15 protein-coding genes and 1 tRNA gene are annotated in these 26,990 nt (G+C 56.9%); 9 read left to right on the top strand and 7 right to left on the bottom strand.

Annotated features, from left to right (window positions below; genetic code table 11):
• Positions 1 to 114 precede the first annotated feature (114 nt).
• A complete protein-coding gene (locus GSQ91_RS20950; protein ID WP_158823688.1) occupies positions 115 to 2,667 on the top strand; it encodes an ABC transporter permease in 2,553 nt (850 codons plus the stop codon).
• 142 nt (positions 2,668 to 2,809) lie between these two features.
• Here the strand turns inward: GSQ91_RS20950 and GSQ91_RS20945 are convergent, their stop codons facing one another.
• Both GSQ91_RS20945 and murQ read right to left on the bottom strand, forming a co-directional pair.
• Positions 2,810 to 3,307 (bottom strand): hypothetical protein, encoded by a 498-nt coding sequence (locus GSQ91_RS20945; RefSeq protein WP_158823687.1) that lies wholly within the window; start codon positions 3,305 to 3,307, stop codon positions 2,810 to 2,812.
• 231 nt (positions 3,308 to 3,538) lie between these two features.
• On the bottom strand, positions 3,539 to 4,462 hold the full coding sequence (gene murQ, locus GSQ91_RS20940; protein WP_158823832.1) for an N-acetylmuramic acid 6-phosphate etherase: 924 nt from the start codon (positions 4,460 to 4,462) through the stop codon (positions 3,539 to 3,541).
• 171 nt (positions 4,463 to 4,633) lie between these two features.
• On the opposite strand from murQ, the gene purH reads away from it, so the two are divergent.
• Together purH and GSQ91_RS20930 are read left to right on the top strand one after the other, a co-directional pair.
• Positions 4,634 to 6,214, top strand: a complete 1,581-nt coding sequence (gene purH, locus GSQ91_RS20935; RefSeq protein ID WP_158823686.1) for a bifunctional phosphoribosylaminoimidazolecarboxamide formyltransferase/IMP cyclohydrolase — start codon at positions 4,634 to 4,636, stop codon at positions 6,212 to 6,214.
• Between the two features lie 217 nt (positions 6,215 to 6,431).
• Positions 6,432 to 8,540 (top strand): tetratricopeptide repeat protein, encoded by a 2,109-nt coding sequence (locus tag GSQ91_RS20930; RefSeq protein ID WP_158823685.1) that lies wholly within the window; start codon positions 6,432 to 6,434, stop codon positions 8,538 to 8,540.
• Positions 8,541 to 8,818: 278 nt separating this feature from the next.
• On the opposite strand, the gene hpnH is transcribed toward GSQ91_RS20930, so the two are convergent.
• The gene (gene hpnH, locus GSQ91_RS20925) at positions 8,819 to 9,931 is read right to left on the bottom strand and encodes an adenosyl-hopene transferase HpnH (protein WP_158823684.1); all 1,113 of its coding nucleotides are present in this window, start codon (positions 9,929 to 9,931) and stop codon (positions 8,819 to 8,821) included.
• Between the two features lie 78 nt (positions 9,932 to 10,009).
• Here hpnH and GSQ91_RS20920 point away from each other — a divergent pair, with 78 nt between their 5' ends.
• The 5 genes from GSQ91_RS20920 to GSQ91_RS20900 all read left to right on the top strand — a co-directional run bounded on the left by GSQ91_RS20920 (position 10,010) and on the right by GSQ91_RS20900 (position 15,220).
• Positions 10,010 to 10,654, top strand: coding sequence for a TetR/AcrR family transcriptional regulator (locus GSQ91_RS20920; protein WP_158823683.1), 645 nt, complete (start codon positions 10,010 to 10,012; stop codon positions 10,652 to 10,654).
• A 130-nt stretch (positions 10,655 to 10,784) separates the two neighbouring features.
• A complete protein-coding gene (locus GSQ91_RS20915; RefSeq protein ID WP_371417135.1) occupies positions 10,785 to 11,894 on the top strand; it encodes a deoxyguanosinetriphosphate triphosphohydrolase family protein in 1,110 nt (369 codons plus the stop codon).
• Between the two features lie 99 nt (positions 11,895 to 11,993).
• Positions 11,994 to 12,068 (top strand) — tRNA-Glu (locus GSQ91_RS20910).
• 178 nt (positions 12,069 to 12,246) lie between these two features.
• Positions 12,247 to 12,501 (top strand): hypothetical protein, encoded by a 255-nt coding sequence (locus GSQ91_RS20905; protein WP_158823681.1) that lies wholly within the window; start codon positions 12,247 to 12,249, stop codon positions 12,499 to 12,501.
• A 535-nt stretch (positions 12,502 to 13,036) separates the two neighbouring features.
• On the top strand, positions 13,037 to 15,220 hold the full coding sequence (locus GSQ91_RS20900; RefSeq protein ID WP_158823680.1) for a glycoside hydrolase family 3 protein: 2,184 nt from the start codon (positions 13,037 to 13,039) through the stop codon (positions 15,218 to 15,220).
• Between the two features lie 45 nt (positions 15,221 to 15,265).
• Here GSQ91_RS20900 and GSQ91_RS20895 read toward each other — a convergent pair whose 3' ends face one another.
• The 4 genes from GSQ91_RS20895 to GSQ91_RS20875 all read right to left on the bottom strand — a co-directional run bounded on the left by GSQ91_RS20895 (position 15,266) and on the right by GSQ91_RS20875 (position 24,478).
• Positions 15,266 to 16,405: an acyltransferase gene (locus GSQ91_RS20895; protein WP_158823679.1), complete on the bottom strand. Its 1,140-nt coding sequence runs from the start codon at positions 16,403 to 16,405 to the stop codon at positions 15,266 to 15,268.
• A 105-nt stretch (positions 16,406 to 16,510) separates the two neighbouring features.
• Positions 16,511 to 18,832: a beta-glucosidase BglX gene (gene bglX / locus GSQ91_RS20890; protein WP_158823678.1), complete on the bottom strand. Its 2,322-nt coding sequence runs from the start codon at positions 18,830 to 18,832 to the stop codon at positions 16,511 to 16,513.
• Between the two features lie 732 nt (positions 18,833 to 19,564).
• Positions 19,565 to 20,938, bottom strand: a complete 1,374-nt coding sequence (locus GSQ91_RS20880) for an alpha-amylase family glycosyl hydrolase (RefSeq protein ID WP_158823677.1) — start codon at positions 20,936 to 20,938, stop codon at positions 19,565 to 19,567.
• Between the two features lie 96 nt (positions 20,939 to 21,034).
• Positions 21,035 to 24,478, bottom strand: coding sequence for a TonB-dependent receptor domain-containing protein (locus GSQ91_RS20875; protein ID WP_254064779.1), 3,444 nt, complete (start codon positions 24,476 to 24,478; stop codon positions 21,035 to 21,037).
• A gap of 235 nt (positions 24,479 to 24,713) precedes the next feature.
• Between GSQ91_RS20875 and GSQ91_RS20870 the strand changes: the two genes are divergently transcribed.
• Positions 24,714 to 26,927, top strand: coding sequence for a winged helix-turn-helix domain-containing protein (locus tag GSQ91_RS20870; RefSeq protein WP_254064777.1), 2,214 nt, complete (start codon positions 24,714 to 24,716; stop codon positions 26,925 to 26,927).
• Positions 26,928 to 26,990: the final 63 nt, after the last annotated feature.

Here is a 26,990-nt window from a genome sequence, read left to right as displayed (position 1 = left end):
GTGCGGGGTGCGCTATATGAGGTTTAGACGCGGCTCGCGTACTGATTCGGTTTGTTTCTCTGGCAGGGGGACTATATAAAGAATCCATCCTGTTATGCCTGGAAGGCTCTTCGGATGACATTTCTGCTTGATCTTCGTTATGCCCTGCGGCGGTTGAAGTTTGCCCCTATGTTTACGGTGACGGTGGTACTCACGCTTGCGCTTGGCATTGGTGCATGCACGGCCATCTTCTCGCTGATTGACACCGTCATGCTGAAGTCGTTGCCCGTGACCGATCCTTCACGCCTCTACCAGATCGGCATCGGCAAGTCGTGCTGCCTGACGAATGGCCTGCAGGAAGACTGGGACCTCTATTCGTACAAGCTCTACAAGGAACTGGCGCGGACCGCGCAGCCGGAGTTCGATCAGGTTGCGGCCTTTCAGGCGCAGCCGGGCGTGTTGAGCGTGCGCTACGGTACGGATCGTGCACAGGCGCGGGCACTGATGGGCGAGTACGTGAGCGGTAACTACTTTCAGACGCTTGGCGTGAACCCGGTCGCTGGACGCATGCTTAACTCTGAAGACGACAGGCGAGGTGCTCCGGCAGTGGCTGTGATGAGCTATCGCACCTGGCAGCAGAATTATGGAGGTGATCCGAAGATCATCGGTGCGACCTTCCAGATTGAGACCTTTCCCTTCACGATCGTCGGCGTGGCGCCGCCCGGCTTCTTCGGGGACACGCTCACCAGCAATCCCATGGACCTGTGGGTACCTCTCTCGACCGAATATCTGACCGATGCCGAGGCTCCCTACAACGATGTGCCCTCGATGGCGTGGCTACGCATGATCGGCCGGTTGAAACCGGGTGCGACAACGGCAGGCGTGGCCGAGCGCCTGACCGCTGACCTGCAGCACTGGCTCCCAAGCGAAGGCGCGCTGCCGCCGCAGTTCCAGTTACAGCTTAAGGACCAGCTTTCGCGGCAGGCCATTCGTCTTGGTCCCGGCGGACAGGGCATTGGCGAGATGCGCGATTCTTATCGCAGCAGCCTTCGTATCCTGCTGGGCATCTGCGCGGCGGTGCTGTTGGTTGGCTGCGCCAATGTCGCGAATCTACTCCTGGCGCGAGGCATGGTGCGGCGCCGGCAGACGGCATTGCAACGTGCGTTGGGAGCGTCGAAGGGGCGGATTCTGCAGCAATCGTTTCTTGAAAGCCTGCTGCTCTCAGTCATGGGCGGCGTGCTCGGGGTGGCGATTGCATGGGTAGGTGAGGGGCTTATTGTGCGCTTGGCCTTTCGTCATGCCGTGGTCGTTCCGGTGCATGTTTCGCCATCGCTTCCTGTGCTGGGCTTCTGCGTGGCGCTATCGATTGTTACCGGCCTGATTGCAGGGATGGTGCCTGCGTGGCTGGCTTCGCGGACGGACCCGATGGTTTCGATGCGTGGAGCCGGCCGTACGATGAGCGGCGGCGGCGCAGGGCGGCCGCAGAGGACGATGGTCGTCGTGCAGACGGCGATTTCGCTTGTGCTGGTGGCCGTGGCGGGCATGCTCACGCACAGTATCTATAACCTGCGTCATCAGGACTTCGGCTTTCACACGGAGAATCGCGAGATCGTGACCATTGAGCCACCTCTGGCGAAGTACACGGTTGCCGATCTCGACAGGCTTTATCGAGAACTGAAGGTACGGCTGGAGGCACTGCCCGGAGTCCGCAGTGCGAGCGTGGCTCTCGACAGCCCTATGGACGGTCAGTGGGTTGAATACGTCGTGAAACCAGGCGAGGGCGTGCCACCGAGCGATAGTGCGCACCATGTGCAATACGACCGCGTGGGACCCGATTACTTTGCAACCATCGGTCAGCCGCTTGTGGAGGGCCGCGGCGTCCTGCTTTCTGACCAGGAAGACACGCGTCCTGTTGCGGTGGTGAACCAGGCCTTCGTGCGCAGGTTTTTCCCGAACGGAGATGCCATCGGCCGCCACTTCGGTTTCAACCTGCCGGCCTACAGTGACAGTTTTGAGATTGTGGGTGTGGCACGCGATGCAAAATACGCCGACCCTGCACTGCCGGCCGATCCCATGGTCTTCGGCGCGCTCTCGCAGAGTATTCACTACACCGATAGTGCGCTGAAGGAAAACGAGAAGTGGGCGCACTTCATTGGCGGCGCACAGTTGTGGATCGATGGCGACATGGGCCGGCTGGAACCGCAGATCCGGCGGGTCTTCGCAGAGGTCGATCCTAACTTCGCCATCATCGATATGCATCCGCTGCAGCAGCAGATCGATGTGCACTACGACCAGCAGCGAACGGTGGCCGAGTTGAGCACACTCTTTGGCAGCCTTGCCATCCTGCTGGCGTCGATTGGTCTCTATGGCGTGATGGCGTACGCGGTCACACGACGCACAGTCGAGATCGGTGTGCGTATAGCCGTAGGAGCAACGCGGCTCAATGTGGTTATGCTGGTGCTGCGCTCGGCCTTCGCGCAGGTGACGATTGGGCTGGCATTGGGGCTAACGATGTCCTTTGTTGCTGGTCGCATGCTGCATTCGAGCCTGTATGAAGTGGGAGAAGTCGACCTTGCGGCGCTGGGTAGTGCGACAGCCATCCTGCTTCTAAGTGCATTGATTGCGAGCTTCATTCCGGCACAGCGCGCAGCGAGCGTAGAACCGGTAACTGCTCTGCGCGCGGACTAGTGCGGGGGAAGAACAAGCAACGGCAACAGCCTTGACGCAGAGGGCGCGGAGGAAGAACGCAAAGGTCGCGACGGAGACCGTGGCGAAACTTGGAGCGTTTCCTCTGCGGGCTTTGCGTCAAGGCCGTTGCTTCTTCCTAGCATTAGTGAGTCGCCTGGACTTCAAGACGTGTGATTTTGCGATGGACAATCCATAGTGGAATGCAGCCGAAGATGCCGAAGCTGCAATCGATGAGTCTCCAGTAGAACGGAATCCCCCTGAGTGGGCCGGCGATCAGGGCTAGTGGGATGACGCCTGCGCAGGCGATCAGGCCGAAGGTGATGACCCACTTGTTGCGCACTGGGTCCAGCAGTGGGCCGATGAAGGCGATGGCCAGGACGATGTGCGCGAAGGCCAGCCAGTCCGTGCCGTAGGCGAGGAACGGGTAGCGGGCGTTTTCGTCCGTGAGTGCGGTATGCACGGTGATCAACCATTGGTTGAGGACGGGTGCGTGGTCCGCTAGATGAAGATTGGCAGAGAGGTGGACGAGCAGCGATAGCTCGGACTGAAGAGGGAAGGCGGTCACACCGCTGAGGACGAGACCGATGATAAAGATCACGAGCCAGATGCGAATCGAGCGAAGGGGATTTATGGCGGCCATGAGAAAGGAGAGTATCGCGATTTTACAGCTAGTGTGAGCAGTCTTTGTTGTTGCTGATCCCTAACTAGAGCGGGAAAGAGCAAGCAGAAGAACAAGCAACGGCAACAGCCTTGACGCAGAGGGCGCGGAGGAAGAACGCAAAGGTCGCGACGGAGACCGTGGCGAAACTTGGCGCGTTTCCTCCGCAGACTTTGCGTCAAGGCTGTTGCTTGTTCTCGATTGTTATCGCAGTTAGAGTTCGAGGCGGGAGTCGTCGATGGCGAGGCGGACGTTGCCGTCGGACTTCTGCAGGCGGCGGACAGCTTCCATCTTGTCGACGTTGGCCTTGAGCATGACGACGGCGATGGGAATCGATTTGCCCGCGGACTTGATGGTGCGGATCGCGGTTTCGCGGTCGATGTCGCAGAGCTTCATCAGGACGCGGATGCCGCGTTCGACCAGCTTGGCGTTCTTCATGTGCACGTTCACCATCAGGTTGTCGTATACATAGCCGAGCCGGGTCATCGCGCCGGTGGTGATCATGTTCAGGATCATTTTCTGCGCGGAGGAGGCTTTCATGCGGGTCGAGCCGGAGACGATCTCAGGGCCGACCTCGGCACAGATGGTGACGTCGGCGACCTGCGAGAGGTCGGAGTCGGGATTGCAGGTGACGGCTGCGGTCTTGGCGCCGCGTGAGCGGGCGTACTCGGTTGCGCCGATGACGTAAGGGGTACGGCCTGAGGCCGAGACGCCGATGACGATGTCCTTGCGCGTGGGGCGGCGGCGGGCGATGTCGCGCTGGCCCAGTTCGGGGGAGTCTTCGTTGACGTCCGAAGCGCTGGCGAGGGCTTTGGGGCCGCCGGCCATGATGTACTGCACCTGCGAGGGAGCTGTGGAAAACGTGGGCGGGCACTCGGAGGCGTCCAGGGCGGCGATACGGCCCGAGGAGCCGGCGCCGACGTAGATGAGGCGGCCGCCGTCGCGGAGCGAGCGGGCAACGATATCGATGACGATCGCGATTTCGGGCAGAGCCTTCTTTACGGCTGCAGCGACCCGGGTGTCATCGTGGTTGATGATACGTGCGATTTCAATGGCGGATTTGGTGTCGAGGCCTGTAGACGCATCGTTGGGCTTCTCCGTCGTTAGGCTCTGGAGGTCTGCGGGAGTGCGTTGCATTGGCTTCTCGATAATGAGCGGCTTCTCGATAGTGAGCGACGGAAACGAGGACATAATGTATGTAACTTTTGACTTATGATGCTTTCGCATTCTAAATCAAAGCGTGTAGAGCTGGCTTCTCTGGGCTGTGGTCAAACTCTATCACGCGCGCCATTTAGAATGATGGACGACATGAGTGACTGGAAAGTTGTACGACGTGCCCTGCTGTCGGTTACGGACAAAACGGGTTTGGTAGAGTTTGCACGCACGCTGGCTGGATTTGGCGTGGAACTGGTTTCGACGGGCGGCACCTCTAAGGCGCTGCGCGACGCGGGCCTTGACGTGCGCGATGTGGCCGAGCTGACGGGATTTCCCGAGATGCTGGATGGCCGAGTGAAGACCCTGCATCCGGTGGTACACGGCGGCATTCTGCATCGCCGCGGGGATCCGGCGCATGTGAGCGCGGTGGAGAAGCACGGCATCGGGCCCATCGACATGGTGGTGGTGAACCTGTACGCGTTTGAGAAGACCGCGGCGCGCGAAGGCGTGAAGCTCGAAGAGATCATCGAGAACATCGATATCGGAGGCCCGTCGATGCTGCGTTCGGCGGCGAAGAACTTTGAGGATGTTGCGGTGGTTTCGAGCGTGGAGAATTATGCCGCGCTGACCGAGGAGTTGAAGGCCAACGAAGGCAAATTGAGCCTGAAGACGCGCTGGCAGTTGTCCCGTAAGGCCTTTGCTACCACCGCGGCCTACGATGCGGCGATTGCCACGACGCTGGAGGCGCTGCCGGATAGTCCTGAGGAGAAGCTCGAAAAGATGAGTGAGTTGCCGGTGACCCTGCGCGTCATTGCTCCTCGGCAGGCGACGCTGCGGTACGGCGAGAATCCGCACCAGAGCGCGGCGCTCTATGTGGACGGCTCGGGCCTGGGGATTGCCGGTGCGGAGCAACTGCATGGCAAGGAACTCAGCTACAACAACCTCGTCGACCTCGACGCCTGCTGGTCGCTGGTGAGCGAGTTCGAGGCCTGCGCGGTGGCGATTATCAAACATACGAACCCGTGCGGCGTGGGGCAGGGAACGACGGTGGCGGAGGCCTATCTGCGAGCGCTGGCTGCCGATCCTGAGTCGGCCTTCGGGGGCGTCATCGGCATCAACCGTACTGTCGATGGGGAGGCTGCGGCGGAGATTGCCAAGCTGTTCGTCGAGGCGGTGGTGGCGCCGGAGTTCACTCCCGAGGCCTTGGCGGCGCTGGGAGCGAAGAAGAATCTGCGCGTGCTGCGGATTAAGCCGGCGACGCCGTCGCGCATGATCAAGCAGATTTCAGGCGGTTATCTGGTTCAGGACGAAGACACGGCAATGGTGCAGGCAGAGCAATTGAAGGTTGTCACCAAGCGCGAGCCGACGGCGGAGGAGATCACGACGCTGCTCTTCGCGTGGCGCGTGTGCAAGCACGTGAAGTCGAACGCTATCGTCTATGCGCGGTTCGATGGAGGCTTTGGGCAGACCGTCGGCGTGGGCGCGGGGCAGATGAGTCGAGTGGCTGCCGCGAAATTTGGCGCGATGAAGGCGGCCTTGCCTCTCAAGGGAACGGTTGCTGCTTCGGACGCCTTTTTCCCCTTTCCGGACGGCCTGGAGTTGATTGCGGAGTCGGGGGCTACGGCCATCATTCAGCCAGGTGGCTCGGTGCGTGACCCTGAGGTCATTGCCGCGGCAGACCGGCTGGGGTTGGCGATGGTCTTTACGGGGATGCGGCACTTCCGGCATGGGTAAAAGCCTTTAACGCAGAGGGCGCGGAGGTTTCGCGGAGGTCGCCACGGTATCCGTGCTGACCTCCGCGAAATCTCTGAATATTAAGATTTTGTTTTGCGTGCATCCTCGAAACCCTTGAGTTTTAGGCGGATTTCGGCGGAAGGCATGGCAATCAGCATCCAAACCCTGTACAGTGCCGTCTAAGGAATTAGAACGAGTGTTTTAACAGGACCTGCCCATGAGCCCAGTTTTACGTACTTCACTTTTGCCTCTCTGCTGCACCGTAGTCCTTCTCTCGTTCGCTGGCTCCGGCCGTATGCTTGCGCAGAATGCAACCGCGAAGACGGTTGCCCCTGTCCCGGCCCCAGCTGCTCCTGACGCGTTCGACCGATCTGCTTCGTACTACCACTATGGTTTGGCGAAGATTTATGAAGATGAGGCCTCCAGCGGTGGGCGGCAGGATCTCGCCACACAGGCCATTGAGCAGTACAAGCTCGCGCTCGACGCCGATCCTGGCTCACGTTTGCTGCAGGACGGCTTGTCTAACCTCTATTTCAAGCTGGGGCGGATTCGCGAAGCCGTTACGGCTGCGCAGGAGCAGGTGGACAAGCATCCTGACGATGCGGATGCTCACATGCTTTTGGGACGGGTCTATCTGCGCTCGCTGGGCGACGGCCAGGGGCCGCAATCCAACGACATGCTGCAGTTGGCGATCAAGGAGTACCAGAAGATCGCGGAGCTCAAGCCGAATGATCTGGAGACTCGTCTGCTGCTGGGACAGCTCTATGGTCTGAACCACGATTCGGCCAAGGCGGAAGAGCAGTTCAAGGCTGCGCAACAGATCGATGGAACCTCTGAAGAAGTTGTGCTGAGCATGGCCCGGCTGTACACGGAGCAGGGCGATCCGGAGCATGCGGCGAAGGTGATTGCCGATGTGCCGGAGGATGACCGCAGCGCTCGCATGGACTTTGCGCTGGCAGGGATCTACGACCAGCTGAAGCAGCCGAAGAAGGCGGTGGATGCCTATAAGCTCGCGCTCGACCAGGACCCGGACAATGTCGATGCGAAGCGTGGATTGGCGAACGCTCTGATCGCCGCCGGAGAGACCGATGCCGCGGCAAAGATCTTCGCGGACATCATCAGCTCCGATCCGCAGGATGCGCAGTCGCTTATTCGCGAGGCCGATATTCAGCGCCAGCAAGGGCACTATGACCAGGCACTGGCCACGCTGAAGAAGGCCGGTGCGCTGGTTTCGAACAACATGGAGCTCGACTATAACGAGGGGCTGGTATACGACGCCCTCGGGCGCTATGACGAGGCTATCAAGAGCTTCAAAGACATGCTGGCTTTGACGGAGCCGACAGACGGCAAGTATGACGAGCAGTCGCGAGGCAATCGTGTTCTATGCCTCGAGCGCCTCGCCTATGTCTACCGTGAGGCCAACAGGACGCAGGATGCGGTGGAGACCTACAAGCTGATGGCGGCGTTGGGGAGCGATGATCTCCAGGCGCGCTCGGCAGATGGCATCATCCAGGCGTATCGTGACGCCCATCGATGGGCTGACGCTCTGCATACGGCCGCCGATGCGGCCAAGGCGCTGCCAAACAACCGTGACGTTCAGTTGACCTACGCCAGCCAGTTGGGGGATGCGGGCAAACTGGACGAGGCTATCAAACTGGCCAATGCTCAGTTGAGCGGTAAGCCGAATGGCACTCCGGAAGACCGCGTGGTCTATTTCACGATCGCCGATATCAATTCCCGGGCGAAGCGTTGGAAGGAAGCGTCGCTGGCGCTGGATAAGGTAGATACCCTTTCTGCAAAGCCCGAAGATAAGGTGTTTCTGTACTCGTACAAGGCCAACGTTGCGGATAAGCAGAAGATGTTCGATGAGGCGGAGTCGGAGTACCGCAAAGGTCTGGCAATCGATCCCCAGAGTGCAGCTATCCAGAACGACTATGGATACATGCTGGTGGACCGCGGCATTCGGCTGGACGAAGCGGTTGCCATGCTGAAAAAGGCAGTATCCTACGATCCGCAGAATGGCGCTTATCTGGATTCACTGGCGTGGGGCTATTACAAGCAGGGGCAGTACACCCTTGCGGAAGACTATGAGCAGAAGGCGGCTGCTCGGACAGGCAATGATCCAACCGTGCTCGATCACCTTGCAGAGATCTATGCCAAGACCGGCAAGCTGCAGCAGGCCGTGGCCGAGTGGCAGAAGTCGCTGGCGCAGTATGCCACGTCGCTGGCGCCTGAGGCCGATCCTGCAGATGTTGAGAAGGTGCAGCATAAGCTCGAAGGCGCTCGTGTCAAGCTGGCGCATGCAGGCGTTGGTCCCGGGAAGTAGTTGCGCACGGGGTAGGCCTGTGACTCGCTAGCTTTTTTTGTCGCACCGAAAGAGCGCAATTCAGTAGTTGCGGCTGCGCCTTCACTCCGGCGTTCGGCAGCGAGGTGGAGTGAAGGCGCACCCTTTGGTGTGCCCGTGGCTTCTTCGGAAATACAAACATCTGCGAAATACAGGGGTTTCTAGACGCAAAGCGCGCCACAAACATTTGCATCGCGCTCTGCATCAAGGGGTTTCTCCGCTCCCGTTGGTCGGTCGAAATGACAGGTGTTGGGGTGGGTTTACGCTAGTCCGTCCGGGGTGCTTCCGATTTGGACGAGAGATCCTGTCTCCTTCTTTTGAGGCCACTCCGCGAGTAGTTGTTTTGCTTTCTTGTCTGCGTAGCGGTTGAACAATGTGGCGCGTGCCGCTGAGAAGAGACCGCTAACGCTGCTGAACATCTCATCGACCGAAGACGGCTCGTAGCCACAGGACACCATGCAGTTGTTGCATTTGGGATTTCCTGAGCCGGTTCCGTAGTTGCTCCATTCGGTGTCTTTGATGAGTTCAGCAAAGGTATTTACGTAGCCCTCCCCAAGCAGGTAGCAGGGCTTCTGCCAGCCGAAGACGTTATAGGCAGGATTTCCCCAAGGCGTGCAGGAGTAGTCACGTTTTCCCATGAGGAACTCCAGAAAAAGCGGAGACGTGTTGAACTTCCATCCGCGTTTGCGATTCGAGAGGAGTGCCTGAAACAGCTTTTGGGACTCTTTCCTTGCCAGGAAGATGTCTTTGTTGGGTGCTTTCTCGTAGGAATAGCCCGGGGAAATCACCATCCCCTCAACGCCGACCTTCATCATCTGATCGAAGAATTCGCGGGTCCTTGTGGGATCGGCATCGTTGAAGAGCGTTGTATTCGTCGTGACGCGGAAGTCCTGGCTGAGGGCTTCGATGATGCCCTCCATTGCAGTGTCGAAGACGCCGTGCTGACAGACAGAGGCATCGTGTTCGTCTTTTTGCCCGTCCAGGTGGACCGAGAACGTGAGGTATTTGCTGGGCTTGAACAGGTGAAGCTTCTTCTTGAGCAAGAGGGCATTGGTGCAGAGATAGACATACTTTCTGCGCGCTACTAGGCCGGCGACGATTTCACCAATTTGGGGGTGGAGCAGAGGTTCTCCGCCGGGAATGCTGACCATCGGTGCTCCACATTCCTCCGCGGCACGAAAGCACTCCTCGGGGGAGAGTTGCTGACGGAGAACTCGGGCCGGGAACTGGATCTTTCCGCATCCGCTACACGCAAGATTGCAGCGGAAGAGCGGCTCCAGCATGAGTACCAATGGATACTGCTTGCGACCGGCGAGTTTCTGTTTGAGAACGTAGGTGGCAACCGTAAGTACCTGCGATAGGGGAACAGCCATGAAGCCTCCGGATGAATCTTTGAAGAGCATACACGAACGTGAGCTCGTGTTCGTGTTTCTGTCCGATATTCTGTGCACATGGCATCCACGAAGGAGACCGTTGCTCGACGTCCGTTGATGGAACGCCTGTCTCGACGCGTTCCCCTTCAGGGGAGGAGTCAGCAGACGGTTGAGGATATTTTGGAAGCAACGTCGCGGCTTTTAGTGTCCGGTGGCGCCAAGGAGATCACAACGAACGCGATTGCTGCGGAAGCCGGATTATCGGTGGGCGCCCTCTATCGGTTTTTCCCAGACAAGCAGGCCATCATCGATGCGATTGCCGTTAGACATGTGGAGGCCTTCCAGAGATCGGCTGTTCTGGTTCTTATCAGTCTGGGCGCTTTCAGCGGCCCTGATTTTGTCAGTGGGCTGATCGACCATTTTGTCGCTTTTCTGGAACAGAGGCCTGACTTCCGGGCCATTGCGTTTGGCGGGCATATCAGTCAGACGACAAGAGCCGCGCACAGCTTGCCTGATTCAGCCGGGGTGAACATTCTCAAGAAGTTCATGCTGAAGTCCCTGCATGCAAAAGATCGTTCTGCTCTGGACATCAAGCTGAAGATGGCGGCGGAGACCGGAGAGCGGCTCATTGAGTTTGCGTTCAAGCAGAAGTCGGTGGAAGAGCGGTTGAAGGTAATCGCTGAACTGAAGCTAATGCTCTCCTCGTATCTTTTCAAGAAGTGAGCGGCATCCTCCCAATCGCTACGGGCTTAGGTTTTGCAACAGTCGCTTGACCTCTGCTCTACACTCATAAGTGATGGTGTCCAACCTGCATTCCTGTGGCGTTTTCGGAGAGATTGAAACGCAGTTATCGGTGCGTGCGTTTCCGGCTCCTGCCAGCGACGACCGCAAGCCGTTCGAGCGCGATCGGGACCGCATTGTGCAGGCGCGCGCGTTTCGCCGCCTGGCAGGGAAGACGCAGGTCTTTACCAGCCGCGCCTCGGACCACTTTCGCAGCCGACTGACCCACACCATAGAGGTCGCGCAGGTGGCGCGGCAGGTGGCCGGTGCTTTGGGGCTCAACGTCGATCTGGCGGAGACGCTCGCGCTGGTTCATGACATTGGGCACCCGCCGTTTGGGCATGCCGGAGAACGTGCGCTGGACGAGTGCCTCAAGCGGCATGGGCTTCGCTTTGACCATAACCTGCATGCGCTGCGTATCGTTGAACGATTCGAGCAGCGGTATGCGGGGCATCGCGGTCTGAATCTCACGCTGGGGACACGCGAAGGGATCATCAAGCACTCGCGCGACTACAGCGAGGGGGTGCACCCGGACCTGGCGGAGTACTTCCTAAGCCAGCGGCCGCCGCTCGAGGCGCAGATCATCGACCTTGCGGACGAGATTGCCTACCTGACCGCTGACCTGGATGATGGCGTGGAGTCTGGATTGCTCGACGTGCGGCACATTCGCGACCATGTCAGCATACTGCGGAGAAGTTATGCGACTGTGCAACAGGCGCATCCTGAGGCGCAGGAGAAGTACATCTTCCACGACGCACTACAGGCGATGCAGAAGACGCTGGTGCTGGACCTGATCCGCACGACGCGCGAGAATGTTGCCGCCATCGGCGCGCGGTCGTTGCCGGAGATTCGCAACTGCGAGCACCGGCTGGCGGTCTTCTCGCCACAGGCGGAGGCGGAGCGGCTGGAAGAGAAGCGATATCTTTACGACACACTGTATACGTGTCCAGAGCTCGAGCTGGAGCACTCGAAGGCTGCCGAGGTGGTGACGGAGCTCTTCGACTTCTGGGTGAATGAGCCGGAAGAGCTACCCGAGGCGTACTTTGCGGAGGTCGAAAGCGAAGGATTGGCGCGGGTGGTGGCCGATTACATCGCGGGTATGACCGACAACTTCATTCTGCTGCAGTATGCCAATGTTCGCCGTAAAGTGCGGTCGAGCTTCGCCGCAGCGCGTTTGCGCTAGGTGTTTTCCTCGCAGGAACCGCGCGCGCGACTTGCCTTTGCCTCCAGGTGTTGTTAGCCTTAAGAAGAACTGAGCAGAGCGAAGTCTCGCAATGCATGCGTCCCCGTCGTCCAGCGGTTAGGACACCGCCCTTTCACGGCGGTAACACGGGTTCGAATCCCGTCGGGGACGCCAATCAAATCAATAATTTAGAACTTAGAGCCGCTGCTAGCAGTGTGCTGTACGTCACTGGTGCGTCATAAGCTCCCCACCACCCCGAGGGTCGCCGGATAAGAACTCGTGCCCCATCCCGCAGTGCGCGAACATATTTTCGACAGGGGTAAGGGCTAATACCGCTTCGAGGAACAAGTGCATGAGCGAGCTGATTGATTTCGTTTACCAAGGGAACGACATAGTGAAGGTTGAGGGCCAGGATGGACTCTGGACAGTCAAAGGTTCATTTGGAGCAGTAGGGCAGCCGCCGAGCCGTTACGATCTCATGCTTGGGCGAGATGCCAGTAAGCTCAACATGGCAACACCTGACAAGATGACATTGGTTGAGCGTTCCACGCGGCAGGATGAAGGCGGCCCACGCCTGATTCCGGCTAGGGGCATCATGGACTACTAGCAATCCGGATATGCCCATATATCGCGCAAACGAAAACGGCTGCCCATCTCAATGGGCAGCCGTTCCGTCTGTCTAGTCTGCGCGACTAGAGGCTTGGCTTTGGCTGTACTCAGCCCCCCCAGGCTATTAGCGCGAGTATGCAGGTTGTTCGCAAATCCTTCCTACACGCAAGCTGGAGCGAGATGGCTTTGGCGAGCGAGCTAAGCGGTGATGATGCGCTTGCGCGTATTTATTAGCGAGGGCGCCATGTACCATACAGCCTTCTGTACAGGCATTGACTGCAGGCGTAAGTGATTGTCATAACAAGATATTTCCAAGAGGACGCCGCTCGATACGCGATGGTGCTTATCGAAAGTTACACCGGCGCGTACAGTGGTCGATGGTGATGGCGCAGGAGAACTATGCAGTCACGAAAAGTGCATTGCGAGCAAGGGTTCGATCACGTTCTGCTTCATGCCCCAGCGACGGTAGGTGCGGACGAAAGAGCCTGAGTCTTGATCTTGAAGAAAGTGTAATGAGAATGCTAAGGAACGATATGCAATCGAATCGCGTGTGGATCGCAGTGTTTTTGGTTACGACTTTTCTCGTTTCTCCGCCGGTCAAGGCCCAGAAGAGTGCAACGCCAAACGGCCCCGCCTGGCAGCGAGCCAATGACCTTGTGAAGAAATTGACGCTCGACGAGAAACTTCAGTTCATTCTTTCGAAGTATCCGTCCAATGCCGATCCAGGCGGTGGGGGCGGCTACATCGAGGGCGTAAGCAGGCTACATATTCCCGATGTCAATATCGCGGATTCGGCTACGGGTTCAGGCAGCGCCACTCAGTCCAGTTCGACCTTTCCCGCGACGATTGCGCTAGCTGCCAGTTGGGACAGACAGTTGTCGTATGACTACGGAAAAGAGATTGCAATTCAACTGCGCGCTCAGGGATTCGCAATGGGGCTTGGTGGAGGTACCAATCTCGCAAGAGAGTCACGAGGAGGCAGATCATTCGAATACTTAGGAGAAGATCCGCTCCTGGCGGGGGAATTGCTGGCGCAACGCACCAAGGGGACGCAGGGCCAGAATGTGATGGCTTCGATCAAGCACTTTGCGGGGAACGAACAGGAAACCAATCGCATGGGTGGAAACAGCCTGATCGACGAGCGCACCCTGCGAGAGCTCTATCTATTGCCCTTTGAGATCGCAGTTGAAGAGGGCCAGCCAGCAAGTGTGATGTGCAGCTATAACCGGTTGAACGGGGAGTATGCGTGCGAGAATTCGGTGCTTCTGACCGACATCCTGAAGACGCAGTGGCACTTTTTGGGACAGATACAGTCGGATTGGGGTGCGACTCACACTACGGCAAAAGCGATCAATGCCGGCCTCGATGAGGAAGAAGGAAGCGACGCAGGCCCCTCTTATTTCGCGCGCGTCCCAGTTCTATTTGCCTTGGCCAACCATGACGTCACTCAAGATCGGATCGACGATATGGTGCGTCGCAAACTCTACGCGATGATTGCCTCCGGAGTTATGGACGACCCACCTCGAGGCGGCGAAAAAATCGATTTCGATGCGGCGCGGAAGCTCGCGCAGTCCGCAGAGGAACAATCGATCGTGTTGCTCAAGAACGACCGCCAGCAGCTTCCTCTGCCACCATCAAGGCTGAAGCGTATTGCAGTCATAGGTTCTCACGCAGACGTAGCTGTGATGTCGGGAGGTGGATCTGGGGACACGATGCATCCGGTGACGGGTTCGTTCCAAGGGTGCGAAGGCCTGGAATTCGTCGACCACAATGGTTGCGGGTGGTGGCGAAATCCATGGTTGAAGATTCCCGTTCCCCTTACAAAGGCGATTCAAGAATTGTCGCCGCAGAGCGAAGTCAAGTTTTCTGGAGTCCGAGACGAGCAAGCCCCGTTTCGAGCCTATAGTCCGGGCGAAATCGCCGACGCGGTCGCACTGGCGCGCGAGTCGGATGTTGCAATTGTCGTAGTTGCACAGCCCGCAGGAGAAGATTTCGGAGACTTGAAGACTCTCAGCTTGCAGAATCCATCGAACCAAAACGAACTCGTAGATGCAGTCGCAACCGCGAATCCGCATACGATCGTGGTGATCGAGAGTGGTAATCCGATTCTGATGCCCTGGAAGGATAAGGTCGCGGCGATCATCGAGGCATGGTATCCCGGCGAAGCGGGAGGCAAAGCACTCGCCAATGTCTTGTTTGGCAAGGTGGATCCCTCCGGCAAGCTACCGTTTACGTTTCCTCTGCGGAACGAAGATACGCCAACCTGGGGCGACACGGGCGTCCTTTCCAAGGACCCTGTCTACTCCGAAAAACTGAATATGGGCTATCGATGGTACGACGCCAAGAAAATTGCACCGCTCTTTGAGTTTGGCTATGGATTGTCCTATACCCACTTCACATATTCGGACCTCTCTGTAAAGCGCGATACAGATCGCACTCTTCATGTGTCGTTCTCGGTCAAGAACGATGGGACCGTTGCAGGTGCCGAAGTCCCGCAGGTTTATCTGGGAATTGATTACGCGGGGGAACCTCCTCTGCGATTGGGCGACTGGAGCAAGATCCAATTAAATCCAGGCGAGGCCCAAAAGGTGAACATCGTAATTTCACCCAGGACGCAGAGTATCTGGGACACGTCGGCAAACGATTGGCGCGTTATTCCCGATGCCGTTGTCTACGTTGGCGCCTCATCTCGAGACATACGCCTGAAGGAGCGGTGATCTGCGTCGGAGGGAGTGCAATAATTTTTGTGAGCATCCGAAACGTCATTTCTTAGGAGCACCCGAAAGGCGAAGCTTCGCACGGATCGGTTCATCAAAGAACTTCACCGCAAGCCACGCGAAGAAAAGTACGAACGGAGCAAGTAGCAGGGCAACTTCTCGTTGGGCCGCCCGAGCTGGATGCGTCGTTTCTACCCAATTGGCGTAGATATACATGAATGGGTAGTGTGTCATGTAAAGCGGATAAGACAGCCTGCCACTGGCCTTGCAGAGGCCGATTAACCCTACGCCTGCGTCCGAATGCGCGCCCGCCATGATGATTGCGGGAAACACCAGGAGGACGCACAGTGCGTCGTACAAGCCATTGCACGAAAAGGAACCAACAGTCGGAAGAATAGGCATCATGAAAGCCGCCAGGAGAACAAGGGTGAGAGGCAAAAATCCCAGCCTGATCCGTGGTAAGCGGTCGTGCACTCGATACAGCCAGAGCCCAGTCACAAATGGATAGATCAGTCTGACCGGGGCCATCCAGAAGTTGCTGTAGCCCCACCCTGCATCGAGCGAGCCTCTCTGAATTGCCTGCCACAAGAGAACTGCGCCACCAAGTACCGCAATGATCGCGAGTGTGTTGGTGCGGAGGCGGCGAAGCACCAACGCGTATCCAATGTTTGCGAGGTACTCCTGCGTCAAAGACCACGATGGACTATTCAGAGTGTGAGTTTCGCCAATCCTGTTCTGGACAGTTGGCGACGGCACCAGGAGCACCGATGCCAGGTAAGCCAACAGCAACGTGACAAGGGGAGTCTGTTGCAGATGTTTCCCGTAGGGATCGAGCAGATAGCTTGCCAATCCCATTGTGGCTCCCAGAATGACAAGTGGATGAAGGCGTATAAGTCTCAATTTGAAGAACTGAAGCGTGGTCATCCGCGACCATCGATCGTCGTACGCGTATCCAATGACAAATCCAGAGAGACCAAAGAAGAAATCGACCGCCAGATAAGCATGGTGCAAGAGGTTCTTTGCGTTGTTGAATCCAAGCGGAATACCGATGATGTGAAATGCGACGACAAGAAATGCGGCGCTTCCCCGCAAGCCATCCAGAACCTCGAAATGTACTTTGCCGCTATTAGTGCGATCAGGTCGGACTATGTGATTCGTCCTATCTACCGTTGATACATTGCTCATCCAAAATTTCTCCTGACACCCGGCGCCCGTCGATGTGGGTCGGCCGCTGCCTCGTGCAGCATCGCTGCTGGGGCCGCTGTTCCGGTTCTGCACCGAGCCTGAGTCTTACTGAGTGGTTGTGAATTCCGCGTGGAGGCTTGCCGTTGAATCATCTCCGGCCCACACGTCAAACTCGGTTGGCTCCACGACCCAGCCTTTCGACTGGGGATTCCAATAATGGAGTTGATCCGTTCCCAAAGGAAATTTGAGGGTTTTGGTTTCCCCTGGCCGAAGCGCAATGCGCTCAAAGCCTTTGAGTTCGCGGACGGGGCGAGAGGCCGAACCGAAGCGCTGATGAATATAGATCTCCGCGACGGCATCACCCGGCACAGACGCAGTGTTTGTGACGTCCACACTGACTTCATTCGTGTCACTGACACTCATGGTGTTTTTGCTGAGTCTCAGGTTGTCGAATTTGAATGTGGAATAGCTAAGACCATAGCCAAAGGGATAGAGGGGCTTTGAAGCGATGTCCCAGTAGCGGGATTTGAAACCAGGATGGTCCTCGGGATCGTGCGTCAGATTGTGGTTGTAATAAAGTGGTTCCGCGCCCGCCTCGCGCGGCCAGCTCACCGGTAGCTTTCCACCTGGGTTCACATCTCCAAAGAGCACATCCGCAACGGCATTGCCGCCCTCGGTTCCCGGATACCAGGCCTCGAGGATCGCAGGGACGTGCTCGGATGCCCAGCTGATGTCGAGCGGACGTCCATTTTCAAGGACGAGCACAACGGGTTTGCCCGTGGCAACCACGGCTTCCAGCATCTGTTCCTGAATACCCGGCAGGTTGAGCGTAGCTCGTGATGCCGCTTCACCGCTCATATTGGCCATCTCGCCTAAGACAGCCACGACCACATCGGCATTTTCAGCTGCAGCCTTAGCCTTCGCTATCCACTCGGCTGTTTCTTGCGGAGTAGGTGGTGGAGTCAGTTTCGTGCCGGTAACCTGGTCCAACATGCCGGGGTACACCTTGGATAGTTGAGCGCCTGTGACAAGGGTGACTTGGGCATCGGCGGCAAGCTTGTTCTTGATTCCGTTAAGGACCGTAACTGGATGGCTCTTGGAACCATGCCCGAATAGGCCTTCCACTGTCCATCCACCCTCAACATCTTGGGTAGCGTCGGCCAACGGGCCAATTACAGCGACCTTCTTTAGTTCCCTGGACAGTGGAAGTACACGCCTCTCGTTGCGAAGCAATACCATAGACCGCCCCGCCAGCTTGCGTTCCAGGGCCAGACCTTCCGGCCTATTCAGAACGGTGTCGACCTTAGACTCATCGACGTAGGGCTGGTCGAAGAGCCCAAGATCATATTTGGCTTCCAGAATCGGCAGTACCATCTGGTCGATGTAGGCCTCGCTGACCTTGCCCTCTTTCACCACTTTCAGGAGATTGTGTGTATACGTCAGACTCGCCATATCCATGTTCAGGCCAGCACTAATGGCCTTGTAGGCCGCATCCTCCTCGTCCCGCGCGTAACCATGTGTCACAAGACTCTTTACAGCAAAAGCGTCAGAGAGCACGATGCCCTGGAAACCCCAGTCCTTGCGCAGCACGTCAGTCAGGAGCCAATGGTTTCCGCTTGCGGGAACGTCGTTCAAGTCCATGTACGCACTCATAAAGCCACCTGCTCCTGCCTCGACCGCTGCATGAAAGGGCTTCAGGTAAACATTCTGCAGCAGCTCTTCTGGAACATACGACGAGTCATAGTCACGTCCGCCATCCGCCGCACCATACCCTGCAAAATGCTTCACACATACCAACACACTGCTCGGTCCGATTCTTGTCCCTTGAAATCCACGGACCTGAGCCTGCGCCATGGCAGAGCCGAGAACTGGATCTTCTCCGGCACCTTCCACGATGCGTCCCCATCTAGCGTCCCGTGCTATGTCAACCATTGGCGTAAATGTCCATTCAATGCCCGCAGCACGTGCATCCTGGGCAGCGAGATGCTGTGCCTGCTCCTCGACCGATGGGTCCCAGGAAGATGCCATCGCCAGCGGCACCGGAAATACTGTGCGGTATCCGTGGATCACGTCGAAGCCAAAGAGAATTGGAATATGCAGGCGGGATTTTTCGACAGCGATGTGCTGCAGACGGTTAATCTCCTTGACATCCATCTGCCAGAGGATCGAGCCTACGCCACCTTTCTCGATGAGATCGTCTGGCTTCTCTGTTGCAATTCCGGGCATCACTAGTCCAGATGATTCATTGAGTTGGCCTAGCTTCTCATCCAGCGTCATCCGTTTTAAGAGAGTCTCGGCCTTCTGTTTTGCCTCGATGCTGAACGGGCTGGTTTGCGCTTTCGCTACAAGGCAGCGGGCGGTAAAGAAGAGTGCAATAGCTGCGAGAGTAATGAGAAGACGGCTGGAATCGCGCTTACGAATCTGCATGTTTCTCCTAGCGCGCCCTCACCACGCCGTGGCTCTCGTCGAAAAAAGAGCTGCTGACTAGAAGAGAGTGCGAGCAATCGCAGAATCATACAGTTGACTCGGAACTGAGAAGCCTCAACGGGTATCGAGTGCTTAAGTAGCTTTGAATCTATAAGATGAGGATGTTGGAGCGGCGCTGATTGAGGATGTATTATACGAGTCTCCTGGCAGCATCCCTGGCTGAGCCGCCCTATCTCGCTCTACGCGGCATCCCGATCAAGATGAATGTGTGATCTGTCGTGTAAAAATCCTGCAGATATCCGAAAGTGCCCACCTTGAGGTCAATGATGACCAGACATCGCAAACGGCGATGGACGAAAACGAGGTCAATACGGAAGAAAACCACCTGTCTTTCGTGCTCCACAGACGCTCCTCGCTCGTCGTGGACGCTTGTGGAGCATGAAAGCTGTTTGTTGCTGTTTCTTAGAGGTCTACCGATGCACTCTGCTTCTCAGCGTTGCCTTGCAGTTGTGGTTTACTTCCGTTCTTTCACGGCGGTAATACGGTTCGAATGTCGTCGGGGACGCCATTTTCTTTCAACAACTTAGTGTCTTTTAGCTCATGACAATGACCTGGGCCGCATCCTTGCAACAATCATTCGTTGTGCCTCTCGCTTGGCAGGCATCTGGGCTTGGCTACGGTTGTGTTGCAGAAGCATGAGGCGGTCAGCCGATACCATGCGGTGGCAGTCGATCAGGGCGTCGACTTGCTTTCAAAGATGCGGAATCCAAAAGGCTCAAGGCTTAAAGCGGGGAGTGCCGCAGGTTCGTTGGGAGGAGTTGGGGCGTTAACCTCTTTCCATGAGCTGCCGCCAGCTTCGACTGTGCCGCGAAACGGGGTGTTCGAAAAATTGATCACCACGAGTATGTCTTCGCCGGCAGAGTGCCGTTCGTAGCTGAGAACATGCTGCTCGTCCGAATTGTGAACCCACCGAAGCTCGCCTTCACGCAGGACCTGGTGTTGTTCTCGGAAAGGGATTATGAATTCATAAAACCGTTTAACTTCGGGGCTCAACTCTCCAGATGGCCAGTATATTTTGAGAGATTCGAATAGGGCAGGGCCTGACGACGGAGTAACATCCGCAGCTTCCATGCCGTTGTAGAGCAAGGGAACGCCATTGAGCGTAAACATCAACGCTGAAGCGGCCAACGCTCCAGCGGATCCGTAGCGCACTAACGCGCGCTGCTCGTCGTGATCATCAGAGATCATCATGTGAAGAGAGTCTTTAGGAAATATTGCGCGTTGCTGGTCGATCGTCGCACGCAACTCAGTTGCCGGCACTCCGTGCTCGATCACCTCGTCCAGTTTGAACAGCAGGGGCCATGCGTAGTCGATATCGAAGGCCTTCTGCATCAACTCCGGCTTCGACGCCTCGGCCAGCATGAGAATGTCAGGACGAATGCGGTCCAGTTCAGCTCGTGCCTCCTCCCAGAAGTCTGTTGGAACCATACCCGCTGCGTCGCAGCGATATCCATCTATGCCGAAGTCTTTCACCCAGTAGTCAAGCACATCCATCATGTATCGGCGCAGGGCCGGATTTGTGTAGTCGAGAGCGGCTACGTCTGTCCAGCCATTTGGTGAGACAAGCTTTCCATTCTTCTCGTGCTGGTAAAAATCCGGATGTTTCATCATGACGCTGTCGAATGCGGTGTGATCCGCGACCATATCCATGATTACCTTCATGCCACGCCGATGGGCTTCGTTTACCAACCGATGAAGGTCCTCCTTCGTGCCGTAATAAGGAGCAATCGCATAATAGTCGCGGACCGCGTACGGACTTCCGTTCGTTCCGAGTTTTCGCTCTTGTCCGACAGGATGAATCGGCATGAGCCAGACAATGGTCACGCCAAGAGCCTTCAGACGATCAAGTCCTGCTGTGACGCCCTCCAGATTTCCTTCGGGGGAAAAGGATCGAGGAAACACCTCATAAATCAAGCCGGAACGCAGCCACGCAGGAGTGGAACGAGCCTGGATAGGGTTGGGCGCGTCCTGCGCCATACCGAGAAAAGAACTGGCCAATGCTACGGCGGCAACCATCCTTGGAAACGCACGAAAGTATGCTCTCATCTCAGCAGAAATTCCTTTCAGGTTGTTTTGTGTCGAGAGCACAAAGCAAGCCGGTTCCTCTATGAGCGAATCGAAGAACCGGCCTTGTCATGCAGGCTAGAAGACCAGACGCGCCGCGATCTGGATCTGCCGGACCTCGCCATGGAGGCCCGTGATCTTGCCGAAGAGCGATGGGCTGCCCTGACTGTTGTTGGGGTTTGCGAAACTCGGCGTATTGAACAGATTGAAAGCGTCGCCATGCAGTTCGAGCTGCTTTCCTTCCGCAATATGGATGTTCTTTTGCAGGCCCAGATTGAGTGTCCGGAACCCCGGTCCATATACCTGGTTCCGCCCTAATGTGCCGATCCGCGAGAAGACATAGTTTCCGGTTCCATCGGTTGCTTGAACCGTTGGAATATTGCTGGAGAACGACGATGGGTCGAACCAGTAGCCGCTGATACTCTTCGGATATTTGATCGGTTTGATCAGGTCAGGCCGATTGCCAGGTGATGCACTGCCTGCTGCACTGAGATCCACGGGTTGACCGGTTGAGAGCAGGACAATGTTGTTTATCTGCCATCCACCAATCAAAAGGTCGAGCGGCTTTGAGGCCCTCCCGCTAAATCTTTGGCCTTGGCCGAAGGGAAGGTTATACACAAAGGATGAACTGAAGATGTGCCGCTCGTCGTATGTAGAGTTCCCGTAATTGGACGGCCGGTTGTAGTAAAGCATCAATGTCGTTGGCGTGCCACCATACGCACTCACCGAGTCATCCAGCGCATGGGACCAGGCATACGAGGCCGTCGCTGTGAAGGTGGTGCTGTGGTGCTCTGCATGGAGTTGAAGCCCGTTGTAGTTAGACTCCCCGTTATATTGATTCAGCGTGATCGAACCAAAGTTCGGGAATGGCTTTGTCGTTTGGCCAATGGTGTAGTTGTTGTAGGGATAGTAGGTTGAAAGCCGATCTGCGTGTGCTCCAACATATGCAACCCGAACGACATTTCGTGATCCAATCTGCTGCTCCAGCTCGAGGTTCCACTCCTGCTGCCGGCTATGCTCGTTGTTTTGGTCGACGGCCAATCCGCTCATGCCATAGGGTGGAGAAGATGGATTGAACCCTGGAAACCCCGGTTGGGGCAGTTGTTTACTCGCGGCCGTTCCACTTGAATATCCAGGGCATGTGTAGGGCGTTCCCTGCGTGGCTGTCTGGCCAGTAAAGGTCAGGCAATAACCACTAAACGAGAAATAGGTCCCGTCTCCTCCGTAAGGAATCTGCTGTCCGAGTTGGTTGCTGATGCCTCCGTAATCGGGGAAGTAGAAGATCCCGTAACCGCCATGCAAGGAGCTTTTCCCGTCTCCGCGAAGATCGTAAGCGAACCCGACGCGTGGAGCGAAGTCTCCGTAATCCTGGTTGACGATGCTTCTTGGCACACCGTTTTGTCCTGCGAGAAGGATCGTGCCAGTGGATACATCGAACGCGGCCTGCTTGTCGTGCATCTCCACGGGCCACTGCAGGAGATCCCAGCGAAGACCGAGATTCAAAGTGAGCCGCGGGGTTACGCGCCAGTCATCGTTCGCAAAAAGCGCGTTCTCCTGGCTGATTTCGGCGAAATATCCTGTCTGAGTGCCAATGCCATAGTTGTCCACCCCTCCGACCAGCAGTTCGGAGATCTCATAGCCTGTGAAATCCGACCCGTTGCCGCCGATGAAGAAGCATCCGAGACCGCAGATTGGGCGGAAGAAGGACACCTGACGGCGCAACCATGTACCGCCTATATTGAGCGAATGTTTGCCTCGATTGAGAGTGACGGTATCGGTCACCTCATACGTGTTTTGTGGAACGGCGAACAGACCGTAATCCCCCGTGTATTCGATTTCGGTCCCGTTACCCCCGATAAGCGGTCCGCCGCTGTCGGAGACGCCGAGGTCGGTGTTCTTGATGCCAAGCTGGCCTCCGGTATCGACGCCGAAATTTCCTGGCTCGTATCCATAATTGTCGCGGTTGTACGCAATACGCGCGTCGTTTACGAAGGTCGGCGAGAACGTGTGCGTATATCCCAGGACATAGCCTCGGGCATGAGTGTAGTTCTTGCTGCCGTTGGCCGAGAGAAGGGGGTATCCCGCCTGCTGTGGGAGCTCCGATTGATTGTCCGAGGTGGAGTTATCGTAGGAGAAGCGGAAGAAATAAAGATCCTGGGGAGTCCGGTTCCAATCGAGACGCGTGTCAAAGGTGTTGTAGTTGGAGGTCGAGCTGTTGTTCACGAGGAAGTTGTTCAGAATACGATCGGTACGGGTTGGTGATGGAAACGCGTTTAGATAGTTCACCGCGGCGGGATTCAAGCGGCCCGCAGGAAGGATGTTGCCGGAGAACGGTGCGCACGTCTGTGGATCGTAGATTTGCCCCTTGCTGGTTTGGGCAATATTGCTGTTCATCGAACCGGAGTTGGGCACGCAAATGGGGAAGTAGGTGTAGTCTCCGGTCGCAAGGCCGGTGGTGAGCAGCTCGGAGAAATTACCCTGCCGCATCAGGGCAGTGGGTACAGTGTCGTAATGCGTGCCATCCGGAGATCCGATGCGAGTGCCCTGGTAGTCGCCGAATAGAAACAGCTTGTTCTTGATGATTGGCCCTCCCGCGGAGCCGCCGAACTGTTCGTGACGGTAGGGAAGGGCTGGTGTCGCGGTCGCGTCCAGGAACTGATAGTTGGGGTTGGCTGCCCACTTTCCGCTCCGATAGAACTCGAAGGCGGAGCCGTGGATCTGATTGGTGCCGGACTTGATCGAGCTGACTTCCACCGCGCCGCCAGCACGCCCAAATTGCGCCGGGGCGATACTTGTCGCGACCTTGAATTCTTCGGTGGCATCCACGGGCGGGAAGAACATAATGATGTTCTGCAGGCCGTCGTTGTTGTCTGCGCCGTCCATGATGAAGTTGTTCGCCTGTGCGCGCGTTCCGTTGACTGAAATCGCTCCGCCGCCCGAATCGCTGAACCGGTTGACCGTGTCCTGGCCATTTTCCGTGTAAGCGCCCTGGGTCACACCTGGTGTGAGGAGTGCAAGATTCAAAGAGTTGCGACCGTTGAGCGGTAACTGCTCGATTTGCTTCGACTCCATGGTTTCTCCGAGCGTCGCATTCGTGGTATTCACAAGGGCTGCGGCGCTCGTCACGGTGACGCTGCTTGTGATTGCCCCTGGCGCAAGCTTGAAGAGAAGGGTCTGCACCTGAGTCACGGTGATCGTGATCGCCTGGGTCTGGGATTCGAATCCTGCAGCCGCGATCTTTGCCGAGTAGTCACCACGGGGCACAGCAGGAAGATTCAGCTCTCCTGCACTGTTTGCTTTTGTGGTGAGAACAAGACCATTTGCGATATTGGTGAGAGTGAGGGTCGCCTGTGGCACCACGGCTCCTGTTTGATCGGTAACGGTGCCTACCACTCCTCCTGATTCTGACTGCCCGCGAGCCTGGAGAACAAACGCACTGGCGAAAATCAGCATAATCGCCCAGGTCTTCGCGGTCCGCAGGGTGGTTCTGAGAATTGAACCCTCTTCTGATTGTGTACTCATCTTTTTGGCCTCTCTGCCTCCGGCTTGTTGCTTTTTGCAGGCGCGTAATACCCACTACCGGGAGGACGATTGAGACGCTCGACCCCTGGGGTGGTTTGAAGCAATGGATTTCGCCCTCTTTGTGTCTTGATTTTTTATTGATGCCTAAGCCTCCTAGATTGAGGGTATTAACAATTACGTTTATACTGGCGCGTGATTGAGCGTTCCCAGTTTGCTCGCTGAAAAAGGATTCACTGTGGCGGTTCTCCAGGAGACAAATCGTATTGCCTTTGGGCGCTTCGAGGCGGATCTGCAATCGGGAGAACTGTGGAAGGGCAGCCTGCGGATCCATTTGCCGGCACAACCCTTTAAGGTCCTTTGCACTTTGCTCGAGAAGCCCGGCGAAGTGGTATCCAAGGAAGAGCTTCAGGACAGACTGTGGGGCAAGGATACAAACGTCGATTTCGAACGTGCCATTGCCGGAGCGATCAACAAAATTCGGGATGCACTGGGTGATTCGGCAGAAAGCCCAAGGTACATAGAGACGCTCCCGAAGCGGGGATATCGGTTTGTCGCAACAGTCACGACCCTCACGGGCCCCGCGCGCAGCCTTCTACCCACAACCAACATGGGTGACCGTCTGTCAGAGACGGATGAGGACTCCGCAGTAGTTACTCGTCCCGTTGAAGAATCCGCTATGCCTCAGCGGACCGGCTTGCCTTTGATTCCCGAAACCCGGTCTTCGAGATATCGCGTAGTCGCGCTATTTGCGGTCATTTTGGGGCAATTCATTCTTCTTATATGGCTCCTGGCACGCCAATCCGCACCGGCAAGTCCGGAGATCGATCAGATCACAGATGACAGTCCTATCTCGGAGGGGCCTCCAAATCAGGAGAATTTACCGAGTCTGGCCACGGACGGCGCCTCTATCTTTGCCACGGCGCGCGTCAACGGCAAACCACAACTGGCGGCTATTCCTATCGGTACCGGCGATCTCCGTCCTGTGCCGCTCCCCCAGGAACTGGCACCAGTGTCGATTGCCGATGTCTCAAGAGATGGCAGTAAGTTACTGCTTCTGAGCCGTCTCACTTCGGCGACTGAACAGCCTTTGTGGATAGCCCCCACTGCAGGCGGAAGTGCCTTTCGAGTGGGAAACATTCTGGCCCATGCTGCCACGTGGATGCCGGACGGTGCGAGTATTCTTTACGCCTCTGGGAATGATCTTTCTCTGGTTCGCATGTCAGACGGCGAGTCGATCCGTCTCAGCACTCTGCCTGGAAGAGCGTTCTGGCCCCGCTGGTCGCCGGATGGAAAGCTGCTACGGTTCACGATGATGGATCCGATGACGCACACCAGTTCTCTTTGGGAGATGGCGAGCGGCTCCAGCAGCGCACATGCTCTGCCAGGATTCGGCAGCGATCACAGCCCTATGTGCTGCGGAGTCTGGACCCCCGATGGTAAGAGCTATGTGTTTCAGGCTTATCGGGAGCATGGGAGCGATCTGTGGGAGCTCAGCCATTCTTTCGGACGCTCGCGGCTCGAACGTCTGACGCAAGGGCCTATTCATTATTTCTCCCCCATTGCTGCGCGCTCAGGACGCCGGATCTTCTTTTTAGGATCGGATGTATCGAATGAATTGCAGCGATTTGATCAAAAACAACATGCTTTCCTTCCGGAACGATCCTTCCTGCGGGGTGCGACGCGAGTCGAATACTCACCTGATGGCTCGTCGATTGTATGGACTGATTCTGACGGAGGACTCTGGAGAGCCCATGCCTGGGACGGTTCTGATCGACTGCAGCTGGCGCCGCCCGAGTACGAGGTGTTTGCAGCGCACTGGTCTCCTGATGGGACCAGGCTCGCACTGATGGCGAGAAGACGAGGGCATCCGTGGTCCATTTATCTCGAAAGCGCGACCGGCAGCCAGCTTACGCCACTGCTCAACGAAAATCACAATGCTGCGGATCCAACTTGGTCTCCTGACGGGAAGCAGATCGTATTTGGTCGGGAACCTGACCTGATGGGGAAAGAGGCTGGGCCACGCGAAATCTATCTGCTCGACGTACAGAGCGGGAAGATAGAAGTGCTCCCAGGGTCCGAGGGGTTGTTCAGTCCAAGATGGTCCCCGGACGGGCAATGGATCGCAGCCTTATCCCTCGATCAGAGGAAAGTGATGCTTTACAACTGGCATACTCGCACCTGGAGTCTGTTGGCTGAGACCAGTGCCGCCGATCCAGTTTGGAGCCGGGACAGCAAGGCACTTTATGTCCATGCATTCCTGGCCGACGAACAGCCGATTCTTCGCATCAGCATGCCGACAGGGGAAGCGCAGGTGATCGCCGATCTCTCCGACACCCGGCTGAAGGATGCAGAGAACTACTTCTTCTCCGGTCTGACCCCGAACAACGAACCGCTCATCCTGCCGAGGGTGGGCACCAGTAATCTCTATAGCCTCGACCTGGATCACTGACGGAATTGCAAAGCATGTGGGCTGCGTCAGCGGACATAATGTCCCATTCTTTGAATGGGTGGG

Source organism: Granulicella sp. S156 (assembly GCF_009766105.1).
Taxonomy (GTDB): Bacteria; Acidobacteriota; Terriglobia; order Terriglobales; family Acidobacteriaceae; genus Granulicella.
The sequence above is the reverse complement of the archived record's forward strand: the minus strand, read 5'-3'. Positions and strand labels throughout refer to the sequence as shown.

What these genes read in the sequence shown, in the direction of transcription:
- GSQ91_RS20900 (WP_158823680.1), top strand. Translation starts at nt 13,037, where the DNA reads ATGCAATCGAATCGCGTGTGGATCGCAGTGTTTTTGGTTACGACTTTT.
- GSQ91_RS20950 (WP_158823688.1), top strand. Translation starts at nt 115, where the DNA reads ATGACATTTCTGCTTGATCTTCGTTATGCCCTGCGGCGGTTGAAGTTT.
- GSQ91_RS20880 (WP_158823677.1), bottom strand. Translation starts at nt 20,938, where the DNA reads ATGAGAGCATACTTTCGTGCGTTTCCAAGGATGGTTGCCGCCGTAGCA.
- GSQ91_RS20920 (WP_158823683.1), top strand. Translation starts at nt 10,010, where the DNA reads ATGGCATCCACGAAGGAGACCGTTGCTCGACGTCCGTTGATGGAACGC.
- GSQ91_RS20875 (WP_254064779.1), bottom strand. Translation starts at nt 24,478, where the DNA reads ATGAGTACACAATCAGAAGAGGGTTCAATTCTCAGAACCACCCTGCGG.
- GSQ91_RS20930 (WP_158823685.1), top strand. Translation starts at nt 6,432, where the DNA reads ATGAGCCCAGTTTTACGTACTTCACTTTTGCCTCTCTGCTGCACCGTA.
- bglX (WP_158823678.1), bottom strand. Translation starts at nt 18,832, where the DNA reads ATGCAGATTCGTAAGCGCGATTCCAGCCGTCTTCTCATTACTCTCGCA.
- purH (WP_158823686.1), top strand. Translation starts at nt 4,634, where the DNA reads ATGAGTGACTGGAAAGTTGTACGACGTGCCCTGCTGTCGGTTACGGAC.
- murQ (WP_158823832.1), bottom strand. Translation starts at nt 4,462, where the DNA reads ATGCAACGCACTCCCGCAGACCTCCAGAGCCTAACGACGGAGAAGCCC.
- hpnH (WP_158823684.1), bottom strand. Translation starts at nt 9,931, where the DNA reads ATGGCTGTTCCCCTATCGCAGGTACTTACGGTTGCCACCTACGTTCTC.
- GSQ91_RS20945 (WP_158823687.1), bottom strand. Translation starts at nt 3,307, where the DNA reads ATGGCCGCCATAAATCCCCTTCGCTCGATTCGCATCTGGCTCGTGATC.
- GSQ91_RS20905 (WP_158823681.1), top strand. Translation starts at nt 12,247, where the DNA reads ATGAGCGAGCTGATTGATTTCGTTTACCAAGGGAACGACATAGTGAAG.
- GSQ91_RS20895 (WP_158823679.1), bottom strand. Translation starts at nt 16,405, where the DNA reads ATGAGCAATGTATCAACGGTAGATAGGACGAATCACATAGTCCGACCT.